Consider the following 13079-nt stretch of genomic DNA (forward strand, 5'->3'; position numbering starts at 1 on the left):
TTATTGCACGGAAAGAGCACGAATGGCCCTCTGGCTACAGTTAGGGACCAAATACGAAAAGGGAACGAATCTACTTCAAATTACCCCCAAATGCACATCTTTAGAATTTGGTGACTTTTTGCTGATAATCAACTTTAGGCTAGTAAAATTAGGTGAAAGTTCCTAAAATGAATATAATACAGTATTAAAAATTATACGTTAAGGATGTGGGATATGAATTTTCATAAAGCTCGTTATGAAATGAAGGAATTAATAATTCTCAGATCGCTGAATACACGAATAGCCCTGACGGAAAAGGAATCGAGTTATTATTGGAACCTTGAAAAAGGATTTCAAGGCGAACAGAAATTTGACGGATTGCTAGAGACCCTCTCCGGTAATTACCTGATTCTAAATGATCTCTTGCTGGAAATAAACAACAGTACCTTTCAGATTGATTCGACACTGATTTTTAAAGACACAATTTACCTTGTAGAGGTCAAAAACTATGAGGGTGATAGTTATTTAGAGGGTGATCGGTGGATTAACAAAAACACGAAAAAAGAAAGGAAAAATCCAATTCTCCAACTGAAACGAAGTGAATCGTTATTTCGTCAATTAATGAAAGAGCTTAACTATAACTCTCCAATTGAATCGTACCTCGTCTTCATTAACCCGAATTTTTACTTATATCACGCACCCATGGATCCATCTATTATTCTTCCACCACACATCAATCGTTTTATAGACAAAATCTCCTTGAAACCTCCGAATTTAACAGACAAACATTTAAAATTCGCACAAAAATTACGATCCCTTCATTTAAACAACTCTTCCTTCATGCAATTACCAACTTATAACTATGATCACCTTGAAAAAGGGATTACTTGTCCGGGGTGTCACACATTAATTTCTGAAGTGAAAAACTCCAAGCTGATCTGCGAATCATGTGGCTGTAGTGAAGATGTCACCTCGGCTGTTTTACGAAGTGCAAAGGAATTAAGTATTCTTTTTCCAGAAAAAAGTATAACCGTAAACACATTGCACGAATGGTGTAAAATCATCAAATCCAAAAAAACAATCCGTAGAATCCTAGTAAAAAACTACAAACTCATTAAGCTAGGGAAGTCCTCTCATTATGTTTGTCCTCAAAAGGAAAGCTGATTAGTTGCAATAAATAGCCCTCATCCTCAACGCTAAAGTAGTTATACACTAAAACTTCCTATGTTACTAAATAATCAAAAATTGCCAATACAACTAGTTTACATATATAATTAGCTTAAAACTTTACATTTGTGTGGTGATGGGCGTGAAAATTGATCAGATTGATAAGAAGATATTAGAATTACTAACACTTGATGGCAGGATGTCATATGTGGATATTGGAAAAGAGCTTAATTTATCGAGGGTATCCGTAAGAGAAAGAATTAACCAACTGATAAAATACGGTGTTATAGAAAAGTTCAGTGTAATGATCAATTCTGAAAAAGTCGGAAAAACGGTATCTGCATTTTTTGAAGTAGATTGCGAACCAAGTTTTCTAGTAGAAGTAGCAGAGGCATTAGCAAGTAACCCAAGTGTTGCAAGTTGTTATCAAATGACCGGTCCAAGTACGTTACATATGCATGTATTAGTTAGCGACTTTGCTGCATTGGAATCCTTTACGAACAATGAATTATATGCACTTGAAGGGATTACCCGTGTAGAAAGTCATATCCTTTTGAGAAGGTTTAAGAGCAGAGCAGGATTAAAGTTGTAAGACAACAAAGAGAGCGATGAACACGTGAGTATAAAATAAAAAGTCAGGAATAAATACGCGTCTGGACTTACATTACAAAATGATTGAAAAATAGGATTATTTAAACAAGCCGGAAGGGAAAACCCTTAACCGGCTTGTTTATTTTACCGAAATGAAGGAGTTCTCTGAAATAATAAATTTTTTTGTTCGATTTGTGGATTTTTCAGAAAAATTACTTTATAATCAAAAACAATTCACTTAATATACAATAGTAAATTAAAAAATCATATACAGTTAACAAACGGATGTTAAAATACATATTTATTTCGAAAAGGAGGTAATGGTTCTTACTATTATATTTCAAAATAGTCGCAATAGTTATCAAATAATTAACATTTGTTTATTACAACTAGGAGGTGAAAAGGATAAATGGTCGGACTTATTATTAGACGTATGCTCCAATTAGTCGTGTTGCTTATTGGTATCTCTTTTATTGTATTTATGAGCATGCATTTGTCCCCGGGAGACCCAGCGAGTATTATCGGAGGCCCGACTGCCACGGAATCAGATATTGAAGCGATTAGAAACAACCTGGGACTTAATGATCCTGTTCTAGTCCAATACGCAAATTATATGACAGGTGTTGTACAGGGGGATTTAGGATTTTCCTATCAGACCAAACAATCTGTAAGTGAAGCAATTATTACACGTTTTCCGAATACGTTAAACCTTGCGATTGCAAGTATGATTGTTGCGGTGGTCATAGGTGTAACGGCAGGTATTATTTCCGCCTTAAAGCAAAACTCTTGGATTGATGTTTCTAGTACGGTGGTTTCACTTGCCGGAATTTCCATCCCGAATTTCTGGCTCGGGACAGTGTTAATTCTAGTGTTTTCCGTAGGTCTACAGTGGCTTCCGGTTGGAGGGTTGAGTGAACCATTTTGGACAATTGAGGGTATGAAACAGCTCATTTTACCTGCGATTACACTTGGAACAGGATCAGCGGCAATGATTGCCCGTATGAGTCGTTCAACCATGTTAGAAGTGATTCGAGCTGACTTTGTTCGAACAGCTCGAGCAAAGGGTGTAAAGGAAAAGACAGTGATATGGGTGCACGCCTTGAGAAATGCTATGATCCCTGTCATAACCGTTATCGGATTGAATTTTGGTTTTCTTCTCGGTGGAACCATTATTACGGAGCAAGTCTTTGCCATTAACGGTGTTGGTCGCTTAATGATCGAAGCCATAGCGGCAAGGGACTTCCCAATGGTACAAGGTTCAGTTCTTCTCGTTGCTGCGTTATTCGTCTTAGTGAATCTAATAGTAGATCTCATTTATTCCGTAATTGATCCAAGGATAAGTTACGACTAATGATGGGAAGGGGAAAATGAAATGCCTGCTAGTGAAGCAGTTGCTACACAGTCAAAGCTAGGGAAGCAAACCGAAGGAAAGCAAAAGGTTATTGTTGTGACCCTTAAAAAATTACTGAAAAATCGCTTAGCTGTTTTTGGTTTATTTATTATTTTTATTCAAATTCTAATGGCTGTATTTGCTCCATGGATTACACACTATAGTCCGGTCACTCAATCTCTAGTAAATAGTGAATTACCTGTAGGCTCAGAAAATCACTGGCTAGGGACTGACAACTATGGGCGAGACATGTGGAGCCGAATTGTATTTGGAGCCAGAATATCGTTAGTAGTAGGATTAGTTTCTGTCATTTTAGGGCTTACCGGGGGAATTGCTTTAGGACTTATATCTGGATATTTTCGAAAGTTAGATGGATGGATTATGAGATTTGTAGATTTATTGTTCGCTTTCCCTGGAATTTTGTTAGCGATGTTAATCATTGCAATGCTCGGAACAAGTCTAGTTAATGTCATGATTGCGATTAGTATATGGTCAATACCGACTTGTGCTCGTATTGTAAGGGGCAGTGTATTGTCTGTCAAAAAGCAAGAATATATTGTCGCCATGAAATCACTAGGTGCCGGGAATAGTCGAATTCTTATAAAGCATATTTTGCCAAACTGTATGGCACCAATTATCGTTTTTGCAACCATGAGAATGGCAACTGCAATTCTTTCAACATCTGCACTTAGCTTCTTAGGGTTGGGAGCACAACCGCCAACGCCTGAATGGGGAGCAATGATCGCTGCGGGCCAGGATTATATGTGGACATCGCCTCACATGACCATCGTACCTGGAATTGCGATCATGCTTGTTGTATTTGCCTTTAATGTCCTAGGTGATGGTCTGCGGGATGCATTGGATCCTAATATGGATTTGGGCTAACCGGGCTCCTATAGGATGTACTGACTTAGGCTCAGGTTCAACGTAGTAAACAGGACGTCATGCCTAATTGAAAGGGGCTTAATCCAGCGAATTTCTGTGAATTTTACTCAATCGAAATTTCAAAACGATACGAAATCGAGGGGGAAGAGGTTATGAAACGAAAACGGTATTTAACGAGTTTAGTAGCAGCATTTTTAATTATATCTTTAGCTTTAGCAGGTTGCAGCAGTAACGCAGGGAATAGTTCATCTGGTGGTGATGATGTTCCTCAGGAGTTGACGTACGCTTCTACAACAAAAGCGGTCGGGTTGTCTCCGATTGAAACGAATGACTCTGTTTCATCTCGTGTTATTGAACAAATCTATGAAACCTTATTCGTTCGAGACCCAAAGACAATGGAGATTGTTCCAAAGCTTGCTAAATCATATGAAACGCCCGATTCGAAAACCTGGGTGATCAAGTTAAAAGAAGGAATCAAGTTCCATGACGGCACAGATTTTAATGCAGAAGCCGTAAAGTACACTTTTGATAAATTTAGAGATCCGGAAACAGCCGCTCCTCGTGCCTCTTTATTAGAACCGATTGAATCAGTCGAAGTAAAAGACCAGTATACGGTTGTCATTAAAACAAAAGAGCCTTATGGACCGATGCTTGCGGCACTTTCTCATACGAATGCCTCTATTGTCAGTCCAACTGCAGACAAGAAAGGTAGTTTAAATAAAGAACCAGTTGGAACAGGTCCATTTAAATTTGTCGAATGGGCAACAGGTGACCACATTACGTTAGAAGCAAACCAGGAGTACTGGAAAGACGCACCTAAGCTTCAAAAGGTAACCTTTAAGGTCGTTCCAGAAGTGAATACGGCAGTTTCAATGCTTCAAACGGGTGAAGTTCAATTTATCGACGGTCTTACTCCACAACAGTTGCCTCGTCTTGAAAAGTTGAAAAACGTAGAAATCATGAAGGAGGAAGGGACACCTGTCTCTTATCTTGGATTCAACATGAAAAAGGAACCGACGAGTGACCTTAAATTTAGGCAGGCAGTAGCACACGCGATTAATCGCGAAGCTTATGTTAAGAAATTAAAGGGTCTAGGCGTACAATCAAATAGCATAATTGGCCCTAAAGTTTTTGGTTATGATAAAGCTGCGGAAAAGCTAGGATATAACTACGATCCTGAAAAATCCAAACAGCTTCTTAAAGAAAATGGATACGAGGGAACAACGCTAAAAATACTAGCTGCAAATACGGGTAACTACATGATGATGGCTGAAATTGTTCAAGCACAGCTTAAAAAAGTAGGGATAAACGCTCAAATTGAGTCGATGGAATGGGGAACATTCCTTGATGTAAGCAAAAAGGGTGATTTCGATATTACCTTCCTCGGTTGGACCAACAGCACAGCGGATGGTAGTGAGCTTCTCTATCCGAACTTACACAGTGATAATGCGGGTTCTTCAAACCGTACACAGTATTCAAGTCCAGAGTTCGACAAATTAGTTGATGAGTCACGCACCATTGTTGACCAAGAAAAGCGTAAACAGAAACTAATGGAAGCAAATGAACTAGCTGTGAAGGATGCAGCATGGGTGGTTATGAATCATGGTGTTGTAACGGCAGCTTATGATAAGTCAGTTAAAGGTTTAGAGATGGATCCTACTGGTCAATGGTCACTATATAATGTACACAGAGAGTAGGGCTAACATGGCAGAGTTATTACTTGATGTTAATAACCTCGTTACCAAATTTAAAACGGCTGATGGGAAACTGTCAGCTGTCCGTGGGGTATCATTTTCAGTTAATAAAGGTGAAACAGTATGCATTGTTGGGGAATCTGGCTGTGGAAAAAGTATTACCTCATTATCGATTATGAATCTACTTCCGAATAATGGAGAAATTAGTGAAGGGTCGGTTCGGTTTCTTGGTCAAGAATTAACTAAGATGCGACAAGATGAGCTACGCAAACTTCGAGGCAACAAGATGGCGATGATTTTTCAGGAACCAATGACAGCACTAAACCCTGTATTCACCGTCGGATTTCAAATTAGAGAACCATTAAAGATTCACAAGAGGTTATCACAACGTGAAGCACACCGTAAAGGGATCGAATTATTGAAACAAGTCGGTATCCCTTATCCAGAGAAAAGAATGTCGCAGTATTCGCATGAGCTAAGCGGTGGAATGAGACAGCGTGTTATGATTGCGATTGCCTTAGCATGCCGCCCTTCTTTATTGATTGCCGATGAACCCACGACAGCACTTGATGTGACGATACAGGCACAAATATTAGATTTGATCGATGATTTAAAGGAAGAATTAGGGATGGGCGTCATTATGGTCACGCACGATATGGGCGTTGTCGCTGAGGTTGCAGACCGGGTGATGGTCATGTACGCAGGAGAAAAGATAGAGGAAGCTGATGTTGAAAGCTTATTCTCTAATCCGCAGCATCCATATACGAAAGGTTTGTTGAAATCTGTACCGAATGTCGATGACCGGAATCATCAATTGGAAGCTATTCCCGGTACATTACCCAATCTAAATGAGGTAATTACTGGTTGCCGCTTCCACAATCGTTGTGAATTTGCAACGGAAAAATGCAGGACGCAATCACCAAAAACATTTACTGTTAATGATGAGCACACCGTTCGATGCTGGTTACAGGAGGTGGAGCAACATGATGAATCTGCAGCAACCGCTTCTTCAAATCAATAACGTAAAGAAATATTATCCGATAAAAGGCGGTATCCTTCAGCGTGTCCAGGGACATGTAAAGGCGGTTGAGGATGTGACGATTGACGTTTATGAAGGAGAAACACTTGGTATTGTCGGTGAGTCCGGCTGTGGCAAGTCAACATTTGGGCGAGCCGTTCTTCGCCTTGAACCGTTGACGGAGGGTTCGATCGTTTTTAAGGGGCAAGAAATTGGAACGCTTTCTGATCGAAAGCTTAAAGCATTTAAACGAGAAATGCAGATGATTTTCCAAGATCCTTATGCTTCATTAAATCCAAGACAGCGAGTTGGAGATGCCCTTGAAGAAGCCTTCATCATTCACACCTCCCTATCGAAAAAAGAGCGAAAGGAAAAGGTTTTGAATTTGCTTGACGAGGTCGGTTTAAAGGCTGAGCATTATGATCGTTATCCTCATGAGTTCAGCGGTGGACAACGGCAACGGATTGGGATTGCTCGTGCAATTTCTTTGAATCCTTCCTTCATTGTCTGCGATGAGGCAGTTTCTGCACTGGATGTTTCCGTTCAGGCGCAAGTTATTAAACTATTGAAAGATCTTCAGGAAAAGCATCAATTAACTTATATGTTTATTTCTCATGACCTGGGTGTTGTTCGTCATATTAGTGACCGTGTCCTTGTCATGTACCTTGGTAATACGGCAGAATTGGCACCAGCTGACCGAATTTACGATAATCCATTACATCCTTATACAAAGGCATTGTTGTCAGCAATCCCGCGTCCGGTACCAGGAAGAAAAAGAAATCGAGTTAAATTAGAGGGAGATCTTCCAAATCCGGCGAATCCACCTAAAGGGTGTTCCTTTCATACGCGTTGTCCATTGGCAACAGTACGTTGTAAAGAAGAGAGACCGATATGGCGTGAAGTTGAAGAGAATCACTTTGTTGCCTGTCACGAAGTATAGCAGCCAAAGAGAGAAAGAGGGGATTATCATATGAAATTTGACTCACTGTATTACCCATATTCATCCCAACGAATGACCGCCTATGCCAGGAAGGGGATGGTTGCAACGTCCCAACCGTTGGCATCACAGGCAGGGCTAGATATTTTAAAAAGGGGTGGCAATGCAATTGATGCTGCGATTGCAACCGCAGCATGCTTAACGGTTGTGGAACCGACATCAAACGGAATTGGCGGAGATGCCTTTGCCCTTGTTTGGACAAAAGGGAAGCTCCACGGCCTTAATGCAAGCGGCCCGGCACCAAAACAGATCTCAATTGATGCAGTGAAAAATAGAGGACATGACGAGATCCCAACGTATGGTTGGATTCCAGTTACCGTCCCTGGGGCACCTGGCGCATGGGCAGAATTGTCGAAGCGTTTTGGGAAGCTTCCATTAACAGAGGTTCTCAAGTCTGCGGTTGACTATGCCGAAAACGGCTATCCGATTTCGCCGATCCTCGGGAAGTTCTGGCAAAGTGCAGCTAACAAATTTAAAGAAACTCTGACTGGTGAGGAATTTACCCATTGGTTTGATACATTCGCCCCTGATGGTCGTGCACCAGAAATCGGGGAAATTTGGCGGTCGGAAGGTCATGCGAATACGTTACGGGAAATCGCAGAAACGAATGGAGAATCATTTTATCGTGGAAGTCTCGCTGAACAAATCGATGCTTTTTCTAGACAGTATGATGGGTTTCTACGAAAAGAGGATTTGAAAGCTTTTAAACCGGAATGGGTTGATCCGATAGGTGTCGAATATCGAGGCTACAAGGTTTGGGAAATTCCACCGAACGGTCAAGGGATCGTCGCCTTAATGGCGTTAAACATGATGAAAGGTTACGAGTTTTCTGGCAGAGAAGAAGTTGAGACCTACCATAAACAGATTGAAGCATTAAAACTGGCTTTTACAGATGCTCATAAATATGTAACTGAGGATCGTTCGATGTCTACTACAGCAGAAGCCCTATTATCGGAAGAGTATGCTGAAGAACGGCGACGGTTAATCGGAGATCAAGCGATAATACCTGAACCAGGGACTCCGCCAAAAGGTGGGACTGTATACTTAGCTACCGCAGATGAAGAAGGGAACATGGTCTCCTTTATTCAAAGTAACTATATGGGCTTCGGTTCAGGTCTCGTTGTTCCAGGAACAGGGATCGCTCTACAGAACCGTGGACATAACTTCTCGATGGATCCAGATCATGACAATGCTCTTGCAGGGGGGAAAAGGACGTTCCACACAATCATTCCTGGATTTTTAACAAAGGATAATGAAGCGGTCGGCCCTTTCGGAGTCATGGGCGGATTCATGCAACCGCAGGGGCATATGCAGGTAGTGATGAATACAATCGACTTTCATTTAAACCCCCAGGCAGCCCTTGATGCCCCAAGGTGGCAATGGATGGAGAACAAAAAGGTCATGGTAGAGCCGGATTTTCCCAATCACATCGCTCAAGCCCTTACTAGAAAAGGACACCAGATCCAGGTCGCGTTGGACGGAGGACCGTTTGGGCGCGGACAAATTATTTGGCGTAATCCGAAGACGGGCGTGCTGATGGGCGGAACTGAGTCAAGAACCGATGGAAGTGTTGCCGCGTGGTAGCACCTGAAGAGGCGAAAACACTCCCAGCACCAAAGGGGGAAACGTACAAGAAGAAAAAGGTGAGGGGCAAGCATCATTTATCTTTATTTGCGGCATTTTTCCGTGTTGGAATTTTCGGATATGGCGGAGGACCGTCTTCGATTCCCCTCGTTCATAAAGAGGTTGTCGATCATTACGGTTGGTTCACAGAAGATGAATTCGGTGATCTGTTAGCGCTCGGGAATACGCTCCCAGGGCCAATTGCTACAAAGCTCGCAGGTTATATTGGCTATAAGGTTGCTGGGTTATTTGGGCTGTTAAATGCGGTGGTTGCGACGATTTTCCCATCTGTGGTAGCGATGATTGCCCTTTTGACGACACTAAGTGCCTATAAAGATGAGCCATGGGTGCAAGGCATGACAAATGCAGTTATCCCTGTTGTCGGATTTATGCTAGCGCAATTAACATGGCAATTTGTGAAAAAGAGCAGTGAAGGACTCGGATGGATGAGAGCGTTATTGTTAATCGGTTTATCAGTCGTATTGATGGAAGTGTTACACGTACACCCAGGACTATTGATCGGTTTACTTCTTCTTTATGCTGTGTTTGGTCGATGGGGTCTACAACAGAAAAAAGGTGATACGGAATGATCTACTGGCATATATTTTTAGCCTTTTTCATCCCTGGAATCCTCGGTTATGGAGGCGGACCTGCTTCGATTCCACTTGTTGAAAATGAGGTAGTCGACCGCTATAGCTGGATGTCCACAGAGGAATTTAGTGAAGTACTTGCGCTAGGGAATGCTCTACCGGGACCAATCGCAACGAAAATGGCAGGCTATATTGGCTTTGACCAAGGCGGATGGCTAGGAGCTGCAGTCGGCATATTCGCTACAGCGGCTCCATCACTCCTGCTGATGGTTCTTATGTTAAAGCTTCTATTGAAGTACAGGGAATCTGAAAATGTAAAATGGATGACAATTTTGGTGAGGCCAACCATCGCCGTTCTCTTAGGCATTATGGCTTATCAATTTTTCTTTAGTTCGTATGAAAATACCGGGGCGGTGCAAACAATCCTGTTACTCGGAGCAAGTTATTTATTCTTGGAACGATGGCGGATCCATCCAGCATTTGTCATAGTCGGCGCTTTGACATACGGAGGGCTATTTTTATAAATGGAAGCGAAGAATTTATGAATTTTCCAATTTTCAAGATAATAGGAAGGTCATATGTGAGTAAGACGAGAATAGTATAGTGTAGTGTAGTAAAAGATTTATATAAGAAGGGTGACTCAAAAGGGCAGACACTTTAGGTACGGTGCGGGACGGATCCCCGGCTGGTTACCTTTGAAAAAGTGTCTGACATCCCTGATTTGAGTTGCCCTCTCTTTGTTGCTCTGAAAAAGGGGCTGGGTAAGCGTTGTTTCGCTGCTTGGAATGTGATTGAGGAGAGTGGGAAAGTTGCTGGGGGCATTTTAAATTTAAATAGGACGATTTACGGCCGCAAATCCAACCTTTTAAACTAAGTTATTTTTGATAGAAAGATTTACGATTCGTAAATCATAGTTCAAACTAACGATTTAAATTGATTTCCAAAGCTGGGAAGTCATGTCGACACAAAAATTGGTATTTGGTATAATTGATAGCGATTACAATTTTGTCAACTTTCTAATAATATAGATGGATAGATGGGGAGGGTAGCATATGGAGCTCTATGACTTGTATCAGAACAACTACCTGGTCGTTTTAATGTTCTTACTGTTGGGCATTCTGTTACCGATGGTCGCCTTGACTGCCGGTAAAATTTTACGACCAAATCAACCGTCAAAAGAAAAACAAACAACCTATGAAAGTGGTATAGAGCCCTTTCATCAAAGTTGGGTCCAGTACAATGTACGGTACTACATCTTTGCGTTATTGTTTGTCATTTTTGATGTAGAGACCGTTTTCTTATATCCGTGGGCCGTAGCCTATGAAAAGCTCGGTATTTTCGCACTGATTGAAATGGGAATCTTTATTGTTATGTTGTTGATCGGACTCATCTATGCGTGGAAGAAGAAGGTGTTAAAATGGATGTAAGACTAGACGAAATTTCACCAGAAGAACAACAAGAGCTTCAAAAGAACGTATTTTTTGTGACGCTTGAACAAGTGAAGGCTTGGGCGCGCAGTAATTCGATCTGGCCGCTTACATTCGGTCTAGCTTGTTGCGCTATAGAAATGATGGGGACTGGTGCGTCTCACTATGACCTTGATCGATTCGGGTCCTTTTTCCGAACATCACCGCGTCAATCGGATTGCATGATCGTATCCGGTACTGTAACGAAAAAGATGGCACCAGTATTAAAGCGTTTATATGATCAAATGCCAGAGCCAAAATGGGTTATCGCGATGGGTTCCTGTGCAACAGCAGGTGGACCATACATAAAATCCTACGCCGTTGTAAAAGGAGTCGACCAGATCGTTCCAGTCGATGTTTATATTCCTGGATGCCCTCCGAACCCGGCCGCATTAATCTATGGAATTAATAAACTACAAGAAAAAATCCGCTATGAAGCTAAGACTGGGAAGCGGGTGACTGATAAATGAGTAACGATCAGGAAAAACCATTCAGTGAGATGACTGAGGCGGAAAAAGCGGAAGCGAAGCGAAAAGCGATTGAAGAAGCGAAACGTAAGGCTGCTGAGAAGAAGGCTGCGAAGGAAGCAGGAGATTCAGGTGAAGTCGAAGCAACTGGAGGACAACCGCAAAACGAAATGACGGAAGAGGAAAAATCGGAAGCAAAGCGAAAAGCTGTGGAAGAGGCAAAGCGTAAAGCAGCTGAAAGAAAATCCGCAAAGGAAGCGGAAGACTCCAACGCTGCAAGTGAAGCATCCGGAGAAGATGAGAAGGCAAAAGCGAAGGCTGCCGCAGTAGCCAAGGCGAAAGCCGCTGCAGCTGCGAAGAAAAAGGCAGCAGGCGGGGAAACCAGTGAAGCATCCGGAGAAGATGAGAAGGCAAAAGCGAAGGCCGCCGCAGTAGCCAAGGCAAAAGCCGCTACAGCAGCGAAGAAAAAGGCAGCAAGCGGGGAAACCAGTGAAGCATCTGGAGAAGATGAAAAGGCAAAGGCGAAGGCCGCCGCAGTAGCCAAGGCGAAAGCCGCAGCAGCTGCGAAGAAAAAGGCAGCAGGCGGAGGAGCCACTGGTTCCGGAGACGATGAAAAATCTAAAGCAATCGCAGCAGCAAAAGCAAAGGCAAAAGCTGCAGCCGCAGCAAAATCGAAAACAGCAACCGGTGGACCCGCTGCAAACGACTCTGAGGCCTTTGAGGAAAAGCCATCACCAAATCAACCTATACTCGATAAATACGTAAAGGTCATCAAGGACAATCTCGGGGAAGAAATTTTAGAAGATTCGTATATTAATCGACTAGGGAAGGATGTTCCAACGCTTGTTGCAAAACGCGAAAGCTATTATAAACTTGCTGAATTTTTACGGTACAATGAGCAGCTATATTTTGAATATTTAAGCGAGCTGCATGGTACAGACTTTGAAACACATATGGAAATTTATAGCCATCTTTATTCTTATAAAAATCAACAATCTGTAGCGTTAAAGGTTAAAGTGGATCGAGACCAGCCAGAAGTTGCATCGTTAACCCCACTGTGGGCAGGAGCAAACTGGCCGGAGCGAGAGGCTTATGATTTACTCGGCATTCGTTTTACAGGCCATCCAAATTTAACACGAATCTTAATGTCGGATGATTGGGTTGGGCACCCGATGCGCAAAGACTATGAACCATACGACGTGGAGGTGTAAC

General features: G+C 42.2%; 13 protein-coding genes. All 13 read left to right on the top strand.

From position 1 onward, the window contains the following. Nucleotides 1–213 precede the first annotated feature (213 nt). On the top strand, nucleotides 214–1143 hold the full coding sequence (locus tag NON16_RS07095; RefSeq protein ID WP_257348095.1) for a nuclease-related domain-containing protein: 930 nt from the start codon (nucleotides 214–216) through the stop codon (nucleotides 1141–1143). A 145-nt stretch (nucleotides 1144–1288) separates the two neighbouring features. Continuing rightward, nucleotides 1289–1738, top strand: a complete 450-nt coding sequence (locus NON16_RS07100; RefSeq protein ID WP_257348096.1) for an Lrp/AsnC family transcriptional regulator — start codon at nucleotides 1289–1291, stop codon at nucleotides 1736–1738. Nucleotides 1739–2146: 408 nt separating this feature from the next. Beyond that, a complete protein-coding gene (gene nikB / locus NON16_RS07105; RefSeq protein ID WP_257348097.1) occupies nucleotides 2147–3088 on the top strand; it encodes a nickel ABC transporter permease in 942 nt (313 codons plus the stop codon). Nucleotides 3089–3109: 21 nt separating this feature from the next. Next, the gene (locus tag NON16_RS07110) at nucleotides 3110–4012 is read left to right on the top strand and encodes an ABC transporter permease (protein ID WP_257348099.1); all 903 of its coding nucleotides are present in this window, start codon (nucleotides 3110–3112) and stop codon (nucleotides 4010–4012) included. A 152-nt stretch (nucleotides 4013–4164) separates the two neighbouring features. Then, nucleotides 4165–5709, top strand: a complete 1545-nt coding sequence (locus NON16_RS07115) for a glutathione ABC transporter substrate-binding protein (RefSeq protein WP_257348100.1) — start codon at nucleotides 4165–4167, stop codon at nucleotides 5707–5709. Nucleotides 5710–5716: 7 nt separating this feature from the next. After that, a complete protein-coding gene (locus tag NON16_RS07120; protein WP_257348101.1) occupies nucleotides 5717–6727 on the top strand; it encodes an ABC transporter ATP-binding protein in 1011 nt (336 codons plus the stop codon). Next, nucleotides 6690–7664: an ABC transporter ATP-binding protein gene (locus NON16_RS07125; RefSeq protein ID WP_257348103.1), complete on the top strand. Its 975-nt coding sequence runs from the start codon at nucleotides 6690–6692 to the stop codon at nucleotides 7662–7664. Before NON16_RS07120 ends, NON16_RS07125 begins: the two co-directional genes overlap by 38 nt. 30 nt (nucleotides 7665–7694) lie before the next feature. Then, nucleotides 7695–9305 (top strand): gamma-glutamyltransferase family protein, encoded by a 1611-nt coding sequence (locus tag NON16_RS07130; RefSeq protein ID WP_257348104.1) that lies wholly within the window; start codon nucleotides 7695–7697, stop codon nucleotides 9303–9305. Between the two features lie 59 nt (nucleotides 9306–9364). Continuing rightward, nucleotides 9365–9934, top strand: a complete 570-nt coding sequence (locus tag NON16_RS07135) for a chromate transporter (protein WP_257348300.1) — start codon at nucleotides 9365–9367, stop codon at nucleotides 9932–9934. Next, nucleotides 9931–10458 (top strand): chromate transporter, encoded by a 528-nt coding sequence (locus NON16_RS07140; RefSeq protein WP_257348106.1) that lies wholly within the window; start codon nucleotides 9931–9933, stop codon nucleotides 10456–10458. Before NON16_RS07135 ends, NON16_RS07140 begins: the two co-directional genes overlap by 4 nt. Before the next feature lie 528 nt (nucleotides 10459–10986). After that, nucleotides 10987–11361 carry an NADH-quinone oxidoreductase subunit A gene (locus tag NON16_RS07145; RefSeq protein ID WP_257348107.1) on the top strand — a complete coding sequence of 125 codons (375 nt, stop codon included), beginning with the start codon at nucleotides 10987–10989 and terminating at the stop codon, nucleotides 11359–11361. Continuing rightward, entirely contained in the window at nucleotides 11352–11870 is a 519-nt protein-coding gene (locus tag NON16_RS07150; protein WP_257348108.1) for a NuoB/complex I 20 kDa subunit family protein, read from the top strand. Before NON16_RS07145 ends, NON16_RS07150 begins: the two co-directional genes overlap by 10 nt. After that, the gene (locus tag NON16_RS07155; protein ID WP_257348110.1) at nucleotides 11867–13078 is read left to right on the top strand and encodes an NADH-quinone oxidoreductase subunit C; all 1212 of its coding nucleotides are present in this window, start codon (nucleotides 11867–11869) and stop codon (nucleotides 13076–13078) included. The genes NON16_RS07150 and NON16_RS07155 overlap by 4 nt, the downstream gene beginning before the upstream one ends. The last annotated feature ends 1 nt before the right edge of the window (nucleotide 13079 follow it).

The sequence above is a fragment of the Pseudalkalibacillus decolorationis genome (genome assembly GCF_024609785.1).
GTDB lineage: Bacteria > Bacillota > Bacilli > Bacillales > Fictibacillaceae > Pseudalkalibacillus > Pseudalkalibacillus decolorationis.